The sequence below is a fragment of the Klebsiella sp. KP20-425-1 genome, assembly GCF_025813515.1.
In the GTDB taxonomy this organism is placed as follows: Bacteria; Pseudomonadota; Gammaproteobacteria; order Enterobacterales; family Enterobacteriaceae; genus Klebsiella; species Klebsiella pneumoniae.
Window position 1 is genome coordinate 3,456,805 of sequence record NZ_CP109614.1, and the last position, 19,538, is coordinate 3,476,342.

14 protein-coding genes are annotated in these 19,538 nt (G+C 60.2%); 8 read left to right on the forward strand and 6 right to left on the reverse strand.

What is annotated here, in order from left to right; translation table 11 throughout:
• Positions 1-57 precede the first annotated feature (57 nt).
• From gsiD to iaaA, 5 genes are read right to left on the reverse strand one after another with little or no spacing between them, the layout of a single operon-like run.
• On the reverse strand, positions 58-969 hold the full coding sequence (gsiD, locus tag OHJ17_RS17065; RefSeq protein WP_004147729.1) for a glutathione ABC transporter permease GsiD: 912 nt from the start codon (positions 967-969) through the stop codon (positions 58-60).
• Position 970: 1 nt separating this feature from the next.
• Complete coding sequence (gsiC, locus tag OHJ17_RS17070) at positions 971-1,891, reverse strand: glutathione ABC transporter permease GsiC (protein WP_002892997.1); 921 nt, start codon at positions 1,889-1,891, stop codon at positions 971-973.
• Between the two features lie 46 nt (positions 1,892-1,937).
• Positions 1,938-3,479 (reverse strand): glutathione ABC transporter substrate-binding protein GsiB, encoded by a 1,542-nt coding sequence (gene gsiB, locus OHJ17_RS17075; RefSeq protein WP_012068490.1) that lies wholly within the window; start codon positions 3,477-3,479, stop codon positions 1,938-1,940.
• Positions 3,480-3,511: 32 nt separating this feature from the next.
• Complete coding sequence (gsiA, locus tag OHJ17_RS17080; RefSeq protein WP_004151710.1) at positions 3,512-5,371, reverse strand: glutathione ABC transporter ATP-binding protein GsiA; 1,860 nt, start codon at positions 5,369-5,371, stop codon at positions 3,512-3,514.
• Between the two features lie 17 nt (positions 5,372-5,388).
• A complete protein-coding gene (gene iaaA, locus OHJ17_RS17085; RefSeq protein ID WP_004147725.1) occupies positions 5,389-6,330 on the reverse strand; it encodes a beta-aspartyl-peptidase in 942 nt (313 codons plus the stop codon).
• A 235-nt stretch (positions 6,331-6,565) separates the two neighbouring features.
• On the opposite strand from iaaA, the gene moeA reads away from it, so the two are divergent.
• The 6 genes from moeA to OHJ17_RS17115 all read left to right on the forward strand — a co-directional run bounded on the left by moeA (position 6,566) and on the right by OHJ17_RS17115 (position 14,444).
• Complete coding sequence (gene moeA, locus OHJ17_RS17090; RefSeq protein WP_032432840.1) at positions 6,566-7,801, forward strand: molybdopterin molybdotransferase MoeA; 1,236 nt, start codon at positions 6,566-6,568, stop codon at positions 7,799-7,801.
• Positions 7,801-8,556, forward strand: a complete 756-nt coding sequence (gene moeB, locus OHJ17_RS17095; RefSeq protein ID WP_032432838.1) for a molybdopterin-synthase adenylyltransferase MoeB — start codon at positions 7,801-7,803, stop codon at positions 8,554-8,556. The genes moeA and moeB overlap by 1 nt, the downstream gene beginning before the upstream one ends.
• Before the next feature lie 154 nt (positions 8,557-8,710).
• Positions 8,711-9,610, forward strand: coding sequence for a glycyl-radical enzyme activating protein (locus OHJ17_RS17100; RefSeq protein WP_004212171.1), 900 nt, complete (start codon positions 8,711-8,713; stop codon positions 9,608-9,610).
• Positions 9,611-9,614: 4 nt separating this feature from the next.
• Positions 9,615-12,047, forward strand: coding sequence for a formate C-acetyltransferase/glycerol dehydratase family glycyl radical enzyme (locus OHJ17_RS17105; RefSeq protein WP_023286182.1), 2,433 nt, complete (start codon positions 9,615-9,617; stop codon positions 12,045-12,047).
• 176 nt (positions 12,048-12,223) lie between these two features.
• Positions 12,224-13,039 (forward strand): Cof-type HAD-IIB family hydrolase, encoded by an 816-nt coding sequence (locus OHJ17_RS17110; protein ID WP_004176742.1) that lies wholly within the window; start codon positions 12,224-12,226, stop codon positions 13,037-13,039.
• Between the two features lie 139 nt (positions 13,040-13,178).
• Complete coding sequence (locus OHJ17_RS17115) at positions 13,179-14,444, forward strand: DUF1479 domain-containing protein (RefSeq protein ID WP_032432835.1); 1,266 nt, start codon at positions 13,179-13,181, stop codon at positions 14,442-14,444.
• On the opposite strand, the gene OHJ17_RS17120 is transcribed toward OHJ17_RS17115, so the two are convergent.
• Positions 14,441-15,571 (reverse strand): LacI family DNA-binding transcriptional regulator, encoded by a 1,131-nt coding sequence (locus OHJ17_RS17120; protein ID WP_072159857.1) that lies wholly within the window; start codon positions 15,569-15,571, stop codon positions 14,441-14,443. The two genes, OHJ17_RS17115 and OHJ17_RS17120, sit on opposite strands and share 4 nt — an antisense overlap.
• Before the next feature lie 241 nt (positions 15,572-15,812).
• Between OHJ17_RS17120 and OHJ17_RS17125 the strand changes: the two genes are divergently transcribed.
• Both OHJ17_RS17125 and OHJ17_RS17130 read left to right on the forward strand, forming a co-directional pair.
• Positions 15,813-17,114 (forward strand): MFS transporter, encoded by a 1,302-nt coding sequence (locus tag OHJ17_RS17125; RefSeq protein ID WP_002895884.1) that lies wholly within the window; start codon positions 15,813-15,815, stop codon positions 17,112-17,114.
• 15 nt (positions 17,115-17,129) lie between these two features.
• Positions 17,130-19,493, forward strand: a complete 2,364-nt coding sequence (locus OHJ17_RS17130; protein WP_021463009.1) for a glycoside hydrolase family 31 protein — start codon at positions 17,130-17,132, stop codon at positions 19,491-19,493.
• Positions 19,494-19,538 lie beyond the last annotated feature (45 nt).

Consider the following 19,538-nt stretch of genomic DNA (forward strand, 5'->3'; position numbering starts at 1 on the left):
AATGTGCGCTGAAGCCGCAGATAACATAAAGGACTCCCGGCGGAGCTTTCCCTCACCCTACCCCTTTAACTTCGGATCCAGCGCATCGCGCAGGCCATCTCCCAGCAGATTAAACGCCAGCACGGTCACGAAAATCGCCACCGCCGGAAAGAGCGCCACGTGCGGAGACATCACCATATCCGCCCGCGCTTCGTTGAGCATCGCGCCCCACTCCGGGGTGGGCGGCTGCGCGCCGAGGCCGAGAAACGACAGACTGGCCGCCGAAATAATCGATACCCCAATGCGCATGGTGAAATAAACCACGATCGATGACACCGTCCCCGGCAGAATATGGTTGAACAGAATGGTGGCGTCGCTGGCGCCGATGCTGCGCGCCGATTCAATAAAGGTCTGCTGCTTCAGAACCAGCGTATTGCCGCGCACCAGACGAGCAAACGCCGGGATCGAGAAGATCGCCACGGCGATGATCACGTTGGCCATCCCGCTGCCCATGACGGCGACCACCGCGATCGCCAGCAGGATCCCCGGAAAGGCGAACAACACGTCGCAAAGTCGCATAATGAGCCGGTCCCACCAGCCCTCATAGTAGCCAGCCAGCAGCCCAAGCACCGTGCCGATGGCCGCGCCAATCAGCACCGCCAGTACCCCGGCGGCCAGCGAGATCTGCGCCCCGACCAGCACCCGGCTGAAAATATCCCGTCCCAGGGAGTCGACTCCGAACCAGTGCACCAGCGAAGGTCCCTCGTTCAGACGGTCGTAGTCGAAATAATTTTCCGCATCGTACGGCGCTATCCATGGGGCAACGATGGCTACCGCAATCAGCAACAGCACGAAAATACCAGCGCCCATCGCCACCGGCTGGCGACGAAAGCGCCGCCAGAACTCATGCCAGGGGGTATGGATCTCGCCGGGTCTGATGCCCGGCATGGCGTTCAGCGCCGCCTGCCTTCTCCAGTTAAGCAATCGCACCTTACTTATACCTGATAGCCGGGTTTATGGCCGCGTACAGCACATCCACCACTAAATTGATAAGAATAAACTCCAGCGAAAAGAGCAGCACTTCCGCCTGAATCACCGGATAATCGCGCATCTCCACCGAATCGACCAGCAAGCGCCCAAGCCCCGGCCAGTTAAACACCTTCTCCACAACGATCGACCCGCCGAGCAGAAAGCCGAACTGCAGCCCCATCATGGTCACCACCGGGATCATCGCATTGCGCAGACCATGCTTGAGCACCACCCTCGTTTCGCTCACCCCCTTCGCCCGGGCGGTACGCATATAGTCTTCATGCAGCACATCGACGAATGACGCGCGGGTAAAGCGCGCCATGACCGCCGCCACCGCCGCGCCAAGGGTCAACGACGGCAAAATATAGTGCCGCCAGCTGTCGGCCCCCACCGTCGGCAGCCAGCCCAGCTCAACCGAAAACACCTGCATCAGCAGCATACCAAGGGCAAAAGCCGGAAACGAAATGCCGCTCACCGCCAGCGCCATTCCCAGACGGTCGGGCCAGCGATTGCGCCACACCGCGGCCGCAATCCCCGCCGCCATCCCGAACAGTACCGCCCAGCTCATGCTGGCCAGCGTCAGCCACAGCGTGGGCATAAAGCGACTGGCTATCTCACTGGCAACGGGACGCCGCGAGGCCATGGAAATGCCAAAATCGCCGCGCAGCACGTTGGTGATGTAGTGCCAGAACTGGACATGCAGCGGCTGGTCAAGCCCCAGCTGCTGGCGCACCATCGCCACCACCTGGGCATCGGCCTCAGGTCCGGCAATCAGCCGCGCCGGGTCACCGGGCAGCATATGGACGAACAGAAACACCAGCACCGCGACGATAAGCAGAGTAGGGATCAGGCCCAGCAGGCGCTTAATCACATAATTCAGCATCGCTCCCTCCCATTCCGGGAGAGAGGACGCATGAAGATGAACATGATCACGGCGTCAGGTCCGCCTGTTCGAAGCTAAAGCCGGTATCCGGCTGGATATAGAAACCGGTGAGGTTCTTGCTGTGGGCGGAGACCAGTTTCTCGACCACCAGCGGCACCCACGGCGACTCTTTCCAGATAATATCCTGCGCCTCTTTATAGAGTTTGGTTTTCTGTTGCGGATCGGTGGTTTTCAGCGCCTCGCTCAGCGCGTTATCCACCTGCGGGTTGCTGTAAAACGCGGTATTAAACAGCGTCGGCGGCCAGTTTTGCGAGGCGAACAGCGGCGACAGCGCCCAGTCGGCTTCACCGGTGGAGGCGGACCAGCCGGTATAGAACATCCGTACCCCGCTCTCTTTCTGCCCTTTACCTTCCACTTCCGCCGCCCGCTGACCAGCGTCCATCGCCGTCACCTGCGCCTTAATCCCCACCTGCGCCAGCTGCTGCTGGGTGAACTGCAGTACTTTCTGCGCGGTGCTGTGATTATGTGATGACCACAGCGTGGTGCTGAAACCGTTAGGGTAGCCCGCCTCTTTCAGCAGCTGGCGCGCTTTCGCCGGATCGTATGGCCAGGCGGTGTAGGTCTGGGCATAGGCGATCGACGGCGGCACCACTCCGGTCGCCGGGGTGGCGTAGCCGGCGAACGCTACCTTCACCAGCGCCTGGCGGTTAATCGCATAGTTGATGGCTTCCCGTACCTTCGGATTATCGAACGGCTTCTGCGTCACGTTCATGCTGATGTAGCGCTGCATGATCGACGGGCTGGCCACCAGCTCCAGTTTGCTGTTTTTCGCCAGCAGCGGCGCCTGTTCGTAAGGGATCGGGAAGGCGAACTGCGCCTCGCCGGTCTGCAGCATCGCCGCCCGGGTATTGTTATCCACCACCGGACGCCAGGTGATAGAATCCAGCTTTGGCAGCCCCGGCTGCCAGTACCCATCGAACTTGCTGACCTTCACAAAATCCGTCTGGTTCCAGGTGTCGAGCTTATACGGCCCGGTGCCCACCGGGTGGAAGCCGATATCCTTACCATATTTTTTCAGCGCCGCCGGCGAAATCATCGCTGTCGCCGGATGGGCGAGAATGTTAATAAACGCCGAGAAGGGCTGCTTCAGGGTAATTTTGACCGTAGTCGGATCGACCGCCTCGGTACTGGCGATATTTTTATATAGGTTATAGCGCTTGAGATGGTTATCCGGGTTACTCGCGCGATCGAGGTTAGCCTTTACCGCCTCGGCGTTAAAGTCAGTGCCATCCTGGAATTTCACCCCGCTGTGCAGCTTAACGGTGTACACCAGGCCGTCCGGTGACACGGTATAGCTCTCAGCAAGAACGTTTTGCAGCTTCATCTCTTTATCAAGGCCGAACAGGCCTTGATAAAAGGACTTCGCCACCGCCTGCGACAGGGTATCGTTGGCATCATAGGGGTCGAGGGTCGTGAAGTTAGACCCGACCGCCACCACCACATCTTTGGCGGCAAAGGCGGGAGCGCTCGCCAGGGCTGCCGCGATACTCAGCGCCAGCCACCATTTGCGTGAAACAGGTTGTGTCATCGTGTTCTCCTGAAAAGATGCGTTATGTGTTGTTATGTTCTGCCCAGCACATCGGCGGATTCGCGGGCGACGAAGTGGCCCGGCCCGACCTGCTGCAACGGCACGCTGGCGATCTCCTCGCCCCGCTTATAAATATTGCCCGGGACGTCATCAGACAGCAGGACCCGCTGCGGATGACGGTGGCCCGGGTCGGCCACCGGTACGGCGGCCATGAGCTTACGGGTATAGGGGTGCTGCGGGTTTTCAAACACCGCGCGGCGCGGGCCTATTTCGACAATGCGACCGCGATACATCACCGCCACGCGGTGGCTGATGCGCTCCACCACCGCCATATCATGGGAAATAAACAGAAACGCGATGCCCATCTCGCGCTGCAGGTCGAGCATCAGGTTGATAATCTGCGCCCGAATGGAGACATCCAGGGCCGACACCGACTCGTCGGCTATCACCACCTTCGGATTCAGCGCCAGCGCGCGGGCAATGCAGATCCGCTGCCGCTGGCCGCCGGAAAAGGCATGGGGATAGCGCCAGGCATGCTCCGGCTGCAACCCCACGCGCTTCAGCAGCCAGGCGACCCGCTCACGCGCTGCTTCCCCACGCAGCAGGCCATGCACCCGCAGCGGCTCCATAATCGAATCGCCGACCGTCTGACGCGGATCAAGCGAGGCGTAAGGATCCTGAAAAATAAACTGAATATTGCGCCGCAGAGCCTGCAGCTTGCCGCCGGCGAGGGTATCGATCCGCTGACCGTCGAAGGTAATGGTGCCTCCCTGGGTCTCTACCAGCCTCAGCAGCGCCCGGCCGGTGGTCGACTTGCCGCAGCCGGACTCGCCCACCAGCGACAGGGTCTCTCCCGGCCAGAGATCAAAACTGACCTTCTCCACCGCATGCACTTCGCGCGTCACGCGATTGAGCAGCCCGCCGCGCACCGGAAAACGGGCCACCAGGTCACGCACCTGCAGGATCGGCTCGCCGGCGACTACCGTATCGGGCGTTTCGCTCTCCGCCAGCGGCTGGCCCGGCAGCGGAAAACGGCGCGGCAGATCCTGGCCACGCATCTCCCCCAGCCGCGGGACCGCCGCCAGCAGCGACTGCGTATACGGGTGCTGCGGCGAACGAAAGATCTCCTCAACGCTGCCGGTCTCTACCGCCTCACCGCGATACATCACCAGCACCCGATCGGCGATATCGGCCACGACGCCCATATCGTGGGTGATAAAGATCACCCCCATCGCCATCTCCTTTTGCAGGACGGCAATGAGTTGCAGAATTTGCGCCTGGATGGTGACATCCAGCGCCGTGGTTGGCTCATCGGCTATCAACACCGCCGGCCGACAGGAGAGCGCCATGGCGATCATCACCCTCTGGCGCATGCCGCCGGAGAGCTGGTGCGGATAGCGCGAGAGCATCTCTTCCGCCTGGGGAATACGCACCTGATCGAGCATCTTTTTCGCCGCGCGCAGCGCCTCTTCGCGCCCCAGCCCCTGGTGCAGGCGCAGGGATTCGGCAATCTGCTCGCCGATGGTAAAAACCGGATTCAGCGAGGTCATCGGCTCCTGAAAAATCATGGCCAGATCCGCGCCGCGCACCCGGCGCATCTCAGCGTCCGTTTGCTCATTGAGCGCGATCACCTGCCGGTTACGCCGCCGCAACCACAGCCCCTCGCTGTTCACCTCGCTGCTGGCCGCGTCTAGCAGACGCATCAGCGCCAGCGCGGTCACCGATTTTCCCGAACCGGACTCACCCACTATCGCCAGCGTCTCGCCGCGGCGCAGGCTGAAGGAAAGCTGACGCACGGCCTGCACCTCCGGCGCATCCTGCTGGCGGAACGCCACGTTCAGGTTGCGCACCACCAGCACTTCGCAGGTATCGGTTTCGTGAGTTTGCGACACTCGCCCTCTCCCTTGTTCTATTCGCGATAAATGCCAATGGTCGGCGTATCGCCGGCATAGCACCAGGCGCGGTACATGCCTTCACTGTTAAACGGTAAAACGACGTTGCCTTCGCGATCGACGGCTATCAGCCCGCCGCTGCCGCCGAGAGCCGGCAGTTTCTCCATCACCACCCGCTCGCAGGCGGAATAGAGACTGAGCTGCCCATACTCCATCAGGGCGGCGATATCGTAGGCCGCCAGGGTGCGCATAAAGACTTCGCCGGTGCCGGTACAGGAGACCGCCACGCTGGCATTATTGGCATAACACCCCGCGCCCGGCAGCGGGCTGTCGCCGACGCGTCCGGGCAGTTTGTTGGTCATGCCGCCGGTGGAGGTCGCCGCCGCCAGATTGCCGGCCAGATCGAGCGCCACCGCGCCGACGGTGCCCATTTTCTGGCGTTCGTCGAGGGGAGCGGCGTGGTGGTCGAGGATAATCTCCCCGCCCGCTTTCGCCTCCTGCAGCTGCAGCAGCCTTTCAGGAGTGGAAAAGAGATCGTTATCCACGCGCGCCATCCCGTGGGAGATGGCAAAATTTTCCGCCCCCTCGCCGATCAGTAATACGTGCGGACTCTTCTCCAGCACCAGACGCGCCGCCAGCACCGGATTACGCAAATGTTTGACCCCGGCTACCGCGCCCGCCTGCAGGCTGTAGCCGTCCATTACGCAGGCGTCCAGCTCGTGGGTTTGATCGCGGGTAAATACCGCGCCCATTCCGGCGTTGAACAACGGACACTCCTCCAGCAGCCGAACGGCCTCGGTCACGGCATCCAGCGCGCTGGCGCCCGCGGCCAACATTTTCTGCCCGCTTTCGACGATAGTCGACAGCGCCGCCACATACTCTCGCTCCCGCTCCGGCGTCATTTGCGCGCGAGAAATCGCCCCTGCGCCGCCGTGAATTGCTATAACCGCCTTGCCCATTTCGCCAGTCCTTAACGATGAAGTGGATCGCCCCTGCCCTGTCGTACCGCGGCGCGGCGCCGGTCACGTCATGAATAAGGGTATTGATATCATTATATTGCTGAATGTCTTATACAATTTTTGAATATAGAAAGAGCGGCGGGCGATGTAAAGCCTCGTACCCAGGTGGCATACAGCCCGCGCCGCTTTTCTGCCATAATAGGCGTTTTCGCTGTTTTGCCCGCAGGAGTGACCCATGGATTTTACCGCCGGACTGATGCCGCTCGACACAGCCCTCGCCCAGATGCTCGATCGTATTACGCCGCTGAACGCGACGGAAACTGTACCGCTGTTGCAGGCCTTCTCGCGTGTGACCGCCCATGACATCGTCTCCCCGCTGGATGTGCCCGGCTTTGATAACGCGGCGATGGATGGCTATGCCGTCCGGCTGAACGACCTTCGCGACGGCGCGGCGCTGCCGGTCGCCGGTAAGGCCTTCGCCGGCCAGCCGTTCAACGACGCCTGGCCGTCGGGGACCTGTATCCGCATCATGACCGGCGCGCCGGTGCCGGAAGGCTGCGATGCGGTGGTGATGCAGGAAGAGACTGAACAGACCGAGGCCGGCGTGCGCTTTATCGCGCCGGTAAAAGCCGGGCAGCATATTCGCCGCCGCGGAGAAGATATTGCCCACGGCGCGGTGGTCTTCCCGGCGGGGACACCCCTGACGGTGGCCGAGCTGCCGGTGCTGGCCTCGTTCGGCATTGCCGAGGTCGAGGTGGTGCGCAAGGTACGCGTCGCGGTCTTCTCAACCGGCGATGAGCTGCAGCTGCCGGGTCAACCGCTCGGCGACGGCCAGATTTACGATACCAACCGCCTGGCAGTGCACCTGATGCTGCAGCAGTTGGGCTACGAGGTCATTAACCTCGGCATTATTCCTGACGACCCGGCGAAGCTGCGTGACGCTTTTATCGCCGCCGACCAGCAGGCCGATGTGGTCATTAGCTCCGGCGGCGTCTCAGTGGGTGAAGCCGATTACACCAAAACTATCCTCGAAGAGCTGGGGGAGATCGGCTTCTGGAAGCTGGCGATTAAGCCGGGGAAACCCTTCGCCTTCGGCAAGCTCAGCAGCAGCTGGTTCTGCGGCCTGCCGGGTAACCCGGTGTCCGCCACCGTCACCTTCTGTCAGCTGGTGCAACCCCTGCTGGCGAAACTCTCGGGCAAGCACGGCCCGCTTCAGGCGCCCCGCCTGCGGGTCCGCGCCGCCACGCGCCTGAAAAAGTCGCCTGGCCGCCTCGATTTTCAGCGCGGTATTCTGCAGCGCAACCCGGACGGCGAACTGGTGGTGAACACCACCGGCCATCAGGGCTCGCACATTTTCAGCTCCTTCAGCCTCGGCAACTGCTTTATCGTGCTGGAGCGTGAGCGCGGCCATGTTGAAGCAGGTGAATGGGTCGAGGTCGAACCCTTCAGTCACCTGTTTGGGGGGCTGTAATGACCGTTGAGCTGAGCGATGAAGAGATGCTGCGCTATAACCGGCAGATCGTCTTGCGCGGTTTTGATTTTGACGGCCAGGAGCGGTTAAAAGCCGCTCGCGTGCTGGTGGTCGGCCTCGGCGGGCTCGGCTGCGCCGCCGCGCAGTATCTGGCCGCCGCCGGGGTCGGGCAGCTCACCCTGCTCGATTTCGACACTGTCTCGCTCTCCAACCTGCAGCGCCAGACGCTGCACAGCGACGCCACCCTCGGCCAGCCGAAGGTGGATTCCGCCCGCGAGGCGCTGGCGCGCATTAACCCGCACGTCCGTCTGGTCCCGCTCAATGCCTTGCTGGATGAGGCGGCGCTGGCGGCGCAGATTGCCGATCACGATCTGGTGCTCGACTGCACCGACAACGTCGCCATTCGCAACCAGCTTAACGTCGGCTGCTTTCAGCACAAAACCCCACTGGTCTCCGGAGCGGCGATCCGTATGGAGGGGCAAATCAGCGTCTTTACCTATCAGGATGGCGACCCCTGTTACCGCTGCCTGAGCCGTCTGTTCGGCGAAAATGCCCTCACCTGCGTCGAAGCCGGGGTAATGGCCCCGCTGGTAGGCACCATCGGTTCGCTGCAGGCGATGGAGGCGATTAAGCTGCTGAGCGGCTACGGCACCCCTGCCAGCGGAAAAATCGTCATCTACGATGCCATGACCTGCCAGTTTCGCGAAATGAGGCTGATGCGTCACCCGCAGTGCGAGGTATGCGGCTCGCACTGACCCCCACACCGGCGACGAGAGTCGCCGGTGGTTTTGTGACCGCTCTCGTTATTTTCTCCTCTCTGACTTATCCCCATCCCGCTTGTTGATTTGCGTCAACATAACTTTCATTCGAAAGTGTTTTTATATTCATACGCAAAAAAGAGGATAAGCCATGATCTTCAACATCCAGCGCTATTCCACCCATGACGGCCCAGGGATCCGCACCGTCGTCTTCCTGAAAGGCTGCTCGCTGGGCTGCCGCTGGTGCCAGAACCCGGAGAGCCGCGCCCGTAGCGAAGATCTGCTGTATGACTCGCGGCTGTGCCTGCCCGGCTGCGAGCTGTGCCAGCAGGCGGCGCCGGCGGTTATCACCCGCACCCTCGATGGCCTGATCATTCACCGGCAAAACGTTAACGACAGCCATATCGCCGCGCTGCGCGACTGCTGCCCCACCACCGCACTCACGGTGTGCGGCGAGGAGAAGAGCGTCGAGGAGATCATGGCGACGGTGCTGCGTGATAAACCATTCTACGATCGCAGCGGCGGCGGCATCACTCTTTCCGGCGGCGAACCCTTTATGAACCCAACGCTGGCGCAAGCGCTGTTCGAAGCCAGTCATCAGGCAGGCATTCACACCGCCGTGGAAACCTGCCTGCACGTGCCGTGGAAATACATTGAACCGTCTTTACCCTTTGTCGACCTGTTTCTCGCCGATCTGAAGCACGTTGACGAGGCCGTTTTTCAGCAGTGGACCGACGGCAGCGCCCGCCGGGTGCTGGATAACCTGCAGCGTCTGGCGCAGGCGGGGAAAAAAATGATTATTCGCGTGCCGTTGATCCAGGGATTCAACGCCAGCGAAGCCGACATTGCCGCGATCACCGATTTTGCCGCCGATCGCCTGCAGGTCAGCGAGATCCATTACCTGCCGTACCACACGCTGGGAATGAACAAATACCAGTTACTCAGTCAGCCCTACACCGCACCGGACAAACCGCTGGACGCTCCTGAGCTGCTCGCCTTCGCGCAAGATTATGCGCGGAGCAAGGGGCTAACGGCGATATTACGAGGATAACCCTATGACAACCCTGAAGCTCAACACCCTCAGCGCCCGTATCCAGGCCCATAAAATGGCGCTGGTGCATATCGTCAAGCCGCCGGTCTGTACCGAGCGCGCCCGTCACTATACGGAGATGTATCAGCAGCATCTCGATAAACCGATCCCGGTGCGCCGCGCGCTGGCGCTGGCTCACCACCTGGCGGAGCGCACCATCTGGATCAAGCACGATGAGCTGATCGTCGGTAACCAGGCCAGCGAAGTGCGCGCCGCGCCTATTTTCCCGGAATACACCGTCAGCTGGATTGAGAAAGAGATCGACGATCTCGCCGACCGCCCCGGCGCCGGCTTCTCGGTCAGCGAGGAGAATAAACGCGTATTGCATGAAGTGTGCCCATGGTGGCGCGGCCAGACCGTACAAGACCGCTGCTACGGTATGTTCACCGATGAGCAAAAGGCGCTGCTCGCCACCGGCATTATTAAGGCGGAAGGCAATATGACCTCCGGGGATGCTCACCTCGCGGTCAACTACCCCTTGCTGCTGGAGAAAGGGCTCGACGGGATGCGTGCGAAAGTCGCCGAACGCCGCTCGCGTATCAATTTGACGGTACTGGAAGACCTGCACGGCGAGCAGTTCCTGAAAGCGATTGATATCGTGCTGGAAGCGGTCAGCGATCACAGCAAACGCTTCGCCGCGCTGGCGCGCGAGATGGCGACAGCAGAATCCCGCGAATCACGCCGCCACGAACTGCTGACGATTGCCGAAAACTGCGACGTCATCGCCCATGAGCCGCCGAAAACCTTCTGGCAGGCGCTGCAGCTGTGCTACTTCATTCAGCTTATCCTGCAGATTGAATCCAATGGCCATTCGGTATCCTTCGGCCGTATGGACCAGTACCTCTACCCGTACTACCGCCGCGACGTTGAGTTGCAACAGTTGCTGGATCGCGAACAGGCCATTGAGCTGCTGCACAGCTGCTGGCTGAAGCTGCTGGAGGTCAATAAGATCCGTTCCGGCTCGCACTCCAAAGCCTCTGCCGGCAGCCCGCTATACCAGAACGTCACCATCGGCGGCCAGAATCTGGTGGATGGTAAGCCGCAGGACGCGGTCAACCCGCTGTCGTATGCGATCCTGGAATCCTGCGGTCGCCTGCGTTCTACCCAGCCGAACCTCAGCGTGCGCTACCACGCCGGGATGAGCAACGACTTCCTCGACGCCTGCGTCCAGGTGATCCGCTGCGGTTTCGGCATGCCGGCGTTTAACAACGATGAAATCGTCATCCCGGAATTCATTAAGCTGGGCATTGAGCCGCAGGACGCCTACGATTACGCGGCTATCGGCTGTATTGAAACCGCGGTCGGCGGTAAGTGGGGCTACCGCTGTACCGGCATGAGCTTTATTAACTTCGCGCGGGTGATGCTGGCGACGCTGGAAGGCGGCCGCGATGCCACCAGCGGTCAGGTGTTCCTGCCGCAGGAGCACGCCCTGTCGAAAGGCAACTTCGCTAACTTCGATCAGGTGCTGGCCGACTGGGACCGCCAGATTCGTTACTACACCCGTAAATCCATCGAGATTGAGTACGTGGTCGATACCATGCTGGAAGAGAACGTCCACGATATTCTCTGCTCGGCGCTGGTCGATGATTGCATCGAACGGGCGAAAAGCATTAAGCAAGGCGGCGCGAAGTATGACTGGGTTTCCGGCCTGCAGGTGGGTATCGCCAACCTCGGCAACAGCCTCGCGGCGGTGAAAAAACTGGTCTTCGATCAGGGCGCCATCGGCCAGCAGGAGCTGGCGAAGGCGCTGGCGGAAGATTTCGACGGTCTGACCCACGAGCAGCTGCGCCAGCGGTTGATCAACGGCGCGCCGAAGTATGGTAACGATGATGACAGCGTCGACGAGTTGCTGGCGCGGGCCTACCAGACCTATATCGACGAGCTGAAGCAGTATCACAACCCGCGCTATGGCCGCGGCCCGATTGGCGGCAATTATTACGCTGGCACCTCCTCTATTTCCGCTAACGTCCCGTTCGGCGCGCAGACCATGGCGACGCCGGATGGCCGTAAAGCGCATACCCCGCTGGCGGAGGGGGCCAGCCCGGCCTCCGGTACCGATCATCTGGGGCCGACGGCGGTTATCAGTTCGGTGGGCAAGCTGCCGACCGGGGCGATCCTCGGCGGCGTGCTGCTTAATCAGAAGCTGAATCCGTCAACGCTGGAGAACGAGTCCGATAAGCAGAAGCTGATGGTGCTGCTGCGCACTTTCTTCGAGGTACACAAAGGCTGGCATATCCAGTACAACATCGTGTCGCGCGACACGCTGCTGGAAGCCAAGAAACATCCTGACCAGTACCGCGATTTAGTGGTCCGCGTCGCTGGATACTCGGCATTCTTCACCGCCCTGTCGCCGGATACCCAGGACGATATCATCGCCCGTACCGAACATACGCTGTAATCCTTCGTGCCCGCTGGCGCTATGCTTAGCGGGCCAACCCTGTTCTGCAGGCCGGAAAAGACATGCCCTTCCGGCATTTTCTGAATGCCTGAACTTTCATTCGAAATAAATTTGTGCTCCTCATCACATTGTAATTAGAATGTTACTGGTCGAAGTTAAGCCAGGAGCACTCTCTTATGACCGTTAAAGTTATCGTCACCGATATGGACGGAACTTTTCTCAATGACGCCAAGCAGTACGACCGCCCGCGTTTCCTCGCCCAGTTTGCGCAGCTCAGGCAGCAAGGTATTGAATTCGTTGTCGCCAGCGGCAACCAGTACTATCAGCTGATCTCATTTTTCCCGGAAATTCGCGAGCAGATTTCATTCGTCGCAGAAAACGGCGCTCTGGTTTATGAACATGGCAAGCAGCTGTTCCACGGCGAACTGACCCGCCACGAATCACAAGTGGTGATTGGCGAATTGCTCAAAGATCCGCAGCTCAACTTTGTCGCCTGCGGCCTGCAGAGCGCCTACGTCAGCGATAAAGCTCCGGACGCCTTTGTTGAGCTGATGTCGAAGCACTACCATCGCCTACAGCGGGTGAGCGACTATCACGCCATCGACGATACGCTGTTTAAATTCTCTCTCAACCTGCCGGACAGCGAGATCCCACAGCTGATTGATAAACTGCACGTGTCGCTCGACGGCATCATGAAGCCGGTCACCAGCGGCTTTGGCTTTGTCGATTTGATTATCCCTGGCCTGCATAAAGCCAACGGCATCAGCCGTTTGCTCAAGCGCTGGGATCTTTCGCCGCAGCAATGCGTCGCCATCGGCGACAGCGGCAATGACGCCGAAATGCTGAAGCTGGTGAAATACGCTTTCGCCATGGGTAACGCTGCCGACAGCATCAAGGCCATCGCCGGCTACACTACCGACGATAATAACCATGACGGCGCGCTGAACGTTATCCAGGCCGTCCTCGATAACACCCCGCCCTTTAACGCCTGACCCTTCGCCGGGGCATCGCGCCCCGGTTTTCCATTTTGTGCGCCGCAGCAAGATTTTAAACTTGCATTAACTCCATTTTAACTTAAATTAACGCTTGTAAGATTTTATACTTTCGAATGAAAGATACAGCGAGGTTATTATGGCTGCTCTCCCGATCCACGAAACACTTCCCGCCGATCACAAAGCGGCGATTCGCCAGATGAAACAGGCCCTGCGGGCGCAAATTGGCGACGTCCAGGCGGTGTTCGATAAGCTCTCAGCGCGCATCAGCGAGCGGCTGCAGGAGATTGAGACACTGAAAGCCGCAGGCCAGGAGGTCTGGCCAACCATTCCGTTCCGCGATATCGCCGAAGGAACAGTGAGCGATGAGCAGCGCGCGGCCATTAAGCGCCGTGGCTGCGCGGTGATTAAAGGCCACTTCCCACGCGAACAGGCGCTGGCGTGGGATACCGCGATGCTGGAATATCTGGATCGCAACCATTTCGACGATGTTTACAAAGGGCCTGGCGACAGCTTCTTCGGTTCGCTGGAGGCTTCGCGCCCGGAGATCTACCCGATCTACTGGTCGCCCTCGCAAATGCAGGCGCGGCAGAGCGATGAAATGGCGGCAGTGCAATCTTTCCTCAACCGCCTGTGGCGTTTTGAACAGAATGGCAAACGCTGGTTCGATCCGGACGTCAGCGTGATCTATCCCGACCGCATCCGCCGCCGCCCGCCGGGAACCACTTCGAAGGGGCTGGGGGCGCATACCGATTCCGGCGCGCTGGAGCGCTGGCTGCTTCCCGCCTATCAGCAGGTTTTCGCCAACGTTTTTAATGGCAATATCGACGCCTACGACCCGTGGGACGCCGCGCACCGTACCGAAGTGGAAGAGTATACCGTCGACAACACCACCAAATGCTCGGTGTTCCGTACCTTCCAGGGCTGGACCGCGCTGTCGGACATGATCCCGGGTCAGGGGCTGCTGCACGTGGTGCCGATCCCGGAGGCGATGGCTTATGTGCTGCTGCGCCCCCTGCTCGACGATGTGCCGGAAGATGAGCTGTGCGGCGTTGCGCCGGGCAGAGTGCTGCCGATCTCTGAGCAGTGGCACCCGCTCTTAATTAAAGCGTTAAGCTCGATTCCAGCGCTGAATGCCGGGGACTCCGTCTGGTGGCACTGCGACATCATTCACTCGGTGGCGCCGGTGGAAAATCAGCAGGGCTGGGGAAATGTGATGTACATTCCGGCCGCGCCGATGTGCGAGAAGAACCTCGCCTACGCGCAGAAAGTAAAAATCGCTCTGGAAAAAGGCGCCTCGCCGGGGGATTTCCCGCGCGAGGACTATGAAGCCAGCTGGCAGGGGCGCTTCACCCTGGAGGATCTGAATATCCACGGCAAACGGGCGCTGGGTATGCCGGTCTAATCGTCATACAGCCCCTGCGGCTCGACGGCGGTATGGCCTTTGCCCGGCCGGATCCGCCGTACCGAATCGCGTACCACCAGCGTGCCATGCAGCAGTAGCGAGCCGTGCGGCGCCTCCGGGCGCAGCAGGCGCTGCTGCAGGAGATGCACCGCCTCGCTGCCCAGCTCATCCCGCGGCACATGCACCGCGGTCAGCGGCACCTCCTGAATCGCCGCCAGATTAAATCCGTCAATGCTCATCACCGAGACATCCTGCGGCACCCGCAGGCCACGCTTTTGCAATGCGCTGACGGTGCCGGCGGCCATAAAATCGCCGCCCACCAGGAAGGCGGTGGGCATCGGGCGCCCCTGTAAGCCGTCAAGCCAGGCCCCGACCTGCTCTTCCGTCTCTCTGGCGCTAAAGTTGGCGACGCTGATAAGATCCCGGCTGGCGGTAAAGCGCAGATTACGCGCGCGCCACGCCTCCTGAATCCCCCCCAGCCGCAGCTCCATGGTATAGCGGCGCAGGCACATCACGTTCATCACCGCCCGATGCCCCATATCAAACAGATAGCGGGCCGCGCACTGGCCGATCAGCCGATGATCGGGAGCGATGGACGGCAGCCGCATCCCTTCATCCCGACAGTTGATCAATACGCAGGGTTTGCCCAGATCCGCCGCCAGGCCATGAATATGCGGATCGTCGATCCCCAGCAGCACCGCGGCCTGGGTCTCAGGTTCATTCATGCGGGCAAGAAACAGGTTGGCGTCGCTGTCGTTCTCATCCAGCGCGCAGTAGCGCAGGCGCACTTCATGCGCCGCCAGCGCGTTATTGATACTCTGGATCACCCGGTAGTAGAAGATATCCGATCGCTCATCGAATGCGCGCTGCGGGGCAAACACCAGCAGATGATTGAGCAGCAGACGCCCGGCGGCCAACCCCTGCATGACACCCAGCTCGCGGGCGCACTCCAGCACCGCCCGGCGCGCCTTGTCGCTGGTATTCGCTTTCCCGGCCAGGACGCGTGAAACGGTGCTGGGCGATAGCCCGGTGCGGGCGGCAATTTCGGCGACGCGCAGCTTTTTATCCATTTTGTGATCCAGCTCCGATTGAAAAATGAAAGAATTTTCATAATCACCAAAGCACACGTTACAAGCAAATTCCGCTGTCAAATATGCGATCTCGCTCATTTCATGAAAAAACTTGCATAAATAGCGCTTTGCCAGACGATTTTTCTGCCCTAGCCTGAATTGGTCCAACATCTCCCATACTAGTTATACCAATGATGTTGAGATTAAAAATAGACTATTCAAATAGTTAATAAATCTACGTGACCACTCAGGGAGTGAGACCGTCACTTTCCCCTACAAACGTCTTGTGGAGTGTGCTATGAGTCAAGGCCTCAACAATGATATCGCCGTCAGCAAAACGCGCCGGGTAGTGAAAAACCTGCGCTGGTGGGTGCTGGTCCTGTTTTTACTTGGCGTTACCGTCAACTACATCACACGCAACTCGCTGGGAATTATCGCGCCGGAACTGAAAGCGACCCTCGGCATTACTACCGAACAATACTCGTGGATCGTCGGCGCGTTTCAGCTGGCTTACACGATTTTCCAGCCGCTGTGCGGCTGGCTTATCGACGTCATCGGCCTGAAGCTTGGCTTTATGATCTGCGCCACCCTGTGGGCGCTGGCCTGTATCGCCCACGCCGGTGCCGGTAGCTGGCTGCACCTGGCTATGTTGCGCTTCTTTATGGGTGGGGCCGAGGCGGCCGCTACTCCGGCCAATGCCAAAACCATCGGCGAATGGTTTCCGAAATCTGAACGCCCGATTGCCGCCGGCTGGGCTGGCGTTGGGTTCTCCATCGGCGCGATGCTGGCCCCGCCGATCATCTACTTCGCCCACGCCTCCTTCGGCTGGCAAGGGGCGTTTATGTTTACCGGCGCGCTGGCGCTACTGTGGGTAGTACTATGGTGGGCCTTCTATCAGACCCCGGAAAAGCACCCCAATCTCAGCAAAAGCGAGCTGGAGTACATCAAACAGGATAACGAAGCCCCGCCGGTAAAACAGCCCTTCTTTACCGCGCTCAAAACCGTCTCGAAAAATAAACGTTTCTACGGGATCGCCATTCCCGCCTTTATGGCCGAGCCCGCCTGGGCGGTGCTGAGTTTCTGGGTGCCGCTGTACCTGGCGAAAGAGCACGGCATGGATTTGAAGCAGATCGCCATGTTCGCCTGGCTGCCGTTTCTCGCCGCCGATCTCGGCAGCGTGGTCAGCGGCTACCTCACCCGCCTGTATGTTCGCTGGTTCGGCTGTACGCGAGTGAACTCGGTGATCGCCAGCTCGGTAACCGGCGCGTTCCTGATGCTCTCCCTGGCCCTCGTCGCCATCACCCGCGATCCCTATATCACCATCATCCTGATCTCCATTGGCGGCTTCGGCCATCAGATCATCTCCTGCATGCTCAGCGCGCTGGTGGTGGAGTCTTTCGACAAGGGACAAATGGCGACGGTCAACGGTATGCGCGGCTCCGCAGCGTGGATCGCCAGCTTCTTGTTCTCGTTATTAATCGGGGTGACCGCCGACAAAATCGGCTTCAACCCGCTATTTATCGCCATGGGTTTCTTTGACCTGATTGGCGCCGTTTTCCTGGTGGCATTTATTGCTGAACGTCGCGCCAAGCGCGCCTGAGAGTGGATGTAAGATATGAAGACGCTGAAACACTGGAGTTTGCATCAACAGCTGGAGCATCACGTTGAACTGACGGTCGATGGCCAGCACACCCTGTGCCTGTACGTACTGGAAGAGAATTTGTTCCGCGTCCTGCTAAAACGCCAGGGCCAGCTGGCGCTGGATCGCACCTGGAGCATCGCTCCGCAGCAGGATGTGCCGTGGGAAGGCCGCGCCCGGGATGACCTCAGCGGTTTTAGTCTCCCGGCCTGGCAGCTGGCCCAGGAGGGCGATACGCTGACTATCGCCACCCGCCAGCTGCGCGTCACCGTTCACCAGCCGCTGTGGCTGGAGTGGAGCTATCGCGACGAGGCCGGCGAATGGCAGCCGCTTGCCAATGACCGTCCGACCAGCGCCTACCTGGCGAATGCCCACGGCGACGGCGTCGCCCATTATCTGAGCCGCCGCAAAGACGAGCGTTTTTACGGCCTGGGCGAAAAGGCCGGCGACCTGCAACGCACCGGTAAACGCTATGAGATGCGTAACCTCGATGCCATGGGCTACAACGCCGTCAGCACTGACCCGCTGTATAAACATATTCCGTTCACCATCACCCAGCGCAGCGATATCAGCTACGGCCTGTTCTATGACAACCTGAGCAGCTGCTGGCTGGATCTGGGGAACGAGATCGACAACTACCACACCGCCTATCGCCGCTGGCAGGCGGAAGCCGGCGACATCGATTATTACCTGTTTACCGGTAAGCAGGTGCTGGATGTGACCAAAGCCTTCGTTCGCCTGACCGGTAAAACGCTGTTTGGACCCAAATGGAGCCTCGGCTACAGCGGCTCCACCATGCACTATACCGACGCGCCGGATGCGCAAAATCAGCTGATGAACTTTATCCGCCTGTGCGAGCAGCACGCGATCCCCTGCGATTCGTTCCAGCTCTCTTCCGGCTATACCTCAATCAACGGCAAGCGCTACGTCTTTAACTGGAACTACGACAAGGTGCCGCAGCCCAAAGTGATGAGCCAGTCGTTTCACGATGCCGGGCTGAAGCTGGCCGCCAATATCAAACCGTGCCTGCTGCAGGATCACCCGCGCTACGGCGAGGTGGCGGAGCGCGGTCTCTTCATTCGCGATTCGCAAACTGACGCTCCGGAGCGTTCCAGCTTCTGGGATGATGAAGGGTCGCATCTCGATTTCACCAATCCGCAAACCGTGGCCTGGTGGCAGGAAGGCGTGACCACCCAGCTACTGGAGATGGGCATCGATTCGACCTGGAACGATAATAACGAATACGAAGTATGGGACGGCGAAGCCCGCTGCTACGGCTTTGGCCGCGAAATCGCCATCAAACATATTCGCCCGGTGATGCCGCTGTTGATGATGCGCGCCTCGCTGGAAGCCCAGCAGCGCTTTGCGCCGCAAAAGCGCCCATATCTGATCTCCCGCTCCGGCTGCGCCGGGATGCAGCGCTACGTCCAGACCTGGAGCGGCGACAACCGCACCAACTGGGATACGCTGCGCTATAACATCCGCATGGGCCTGGGGATGAGCCTTTCCGGGCTGTTTAACGTCGGCCACGACGTCGGCGGTTTCTCCGGCGATAAACCCGAGCCGGAACTGTTTGTGCGCTGGGTACAAAATGGCGTCATGCATCCGCGCTTTACTATTCACTCGTGGAATGACGACCAGACGGTAAACGAAGCATGGATGTATCCGGCCATCACTCCGGCGATCCGCTCAGCCATTGAGCTGCGCTACCGCCTGCTGCCCTATCTGTACACTCTGCTATGGCAGGCGCATGCTGATGATGAGCCGATGCTCCGCCCGACCTTCCTCGATCACCAGCACGATGCGCAGACCTTCGCCGAATGCGATGACTTCCTGCTGGGCCGCGACCTGCTGGTGGCCAGCGTGGTCGAGCCGGGCGCCCGCCAGCGTGAAGTATGGCTGCCGGATAATCAGGCCGGTTGGTACGATTTCTACAGCCATCAGTGGTTCGCCGGCGGCCAGTGGGTGACGCTGGACGCGCCGCTGGAAAAACTGCCGCTGTTGGTCCGCGCCGGCGCTGGTCTGCCGCTTAGTGAACGTATCAGCCATGTCGATGCGCAAAAAGACGATCGTCGCGAACTGCAGCTGTTCCCGCTGAAAGGTACCGGCTCAACCCGCGGTCTGCTGTTTGAAGACGACGGCGAAAGCTGGGGCTATAAACAGGGGGATGCGCTATGGCTGGAGTGGGAAATGACCTGCAGCGCCAGCAGCATAAACCTGGATATCAACGCCCGCGGCAACTATCGCCCGGCGTGGAAAGCGTTGAAGCTGTCATTACCGGTAGGAGAAAAGCGTAAGCTGCTGGTGAATGGCGTTGAAGGAACGGAGTGGAGGTTCTGACCATAGGCCGGTAGTTTCAGCCAGCGCGGTGAAGACATTAAAGGC

What these genes read in the sequence shown, in the direction of transcription:
- gsiC (WP_002892997.1), bottom strand. Translation starts at nt 1,891, where the DNA reads ATGCTGAATTATGTGATTAAGCGCCTGCTGGGCCTGATCCCTACTCTG.
- gsiB (WP_012068490.1), bottom strand. Translation starts at nt 3,479, where the DNA reads ATGACACAACCTGTTTCACGCAAATGGTGGCTGGCGCTGAGTATCGCG.
- iaaA (WP_004147725.1), bottom strand. Translation starts at nt 6,330, where the DNA reads ATGGGCAAGGCGGTTATAGCAATTCACGGCGGCGCAGGGGCGATTTCT.
- moeA (WP_032432840.1), top strand. Translation starts at nt 6,566, where the DNA reads ATGGATTTTACCGCCGGACTGATGCCGCTCGACACAGCCCTCGCCCAG.
- moeB (WP_032432838.1), top strand. Translation starts at nt 7,801, where the DNA reads ATGACCGTTGAGCTGAGCGATGAAGAGATGCTGCGCTATAACCGGCAG.
- OHJ17_RS17100 (WP_004212171.1), top strand. Translation starts at nt 8,711, where the DNA reads ATGATCTTCAACATCCAGCGCTATTCCACCCATGACGGCCCAGGGATC.
- OHJ17_RS17105 (WP_023286182.1), top strand. Translation starts at nt 9,615, where the DNA reads ATGACAACCCTGAAGCTCAACACCCTCAGCGCCCGTATCCAGGCCCAT.
- OHJ17_RS17110 (WP_004176742.1), top strand. Translation starts at nt 12,224, where the DNA reads ATGACCGTTAAAGTTATCGTCACCGATATGGACGGAACTTTTCTCAAT.
- OHJ17_RS17115 (WP_032432835.1), top strand. Translation starts at nt 13,179, where the DNA reads ATGGCTGCTCTCCCGATCCACGAAACACTTCCCGCCGATCACAAAGCG.
- OHJ17_RS17125 (WP_002895884.1), top strand. Translation starts at nt 15,813, where the DNA reads ATGAGTCAAGGCCTCAACAATGATATCGCCGTCAGCAAAACGCGCCGG.
- OHJ17_RS17130 (WP_021463009.1), top strand. Translation starts at nt 17,130, where the DNA reads ATGAAGACGCTGAAACACTGGAGTTTGCATCAACAGCTGGAGCATCAC.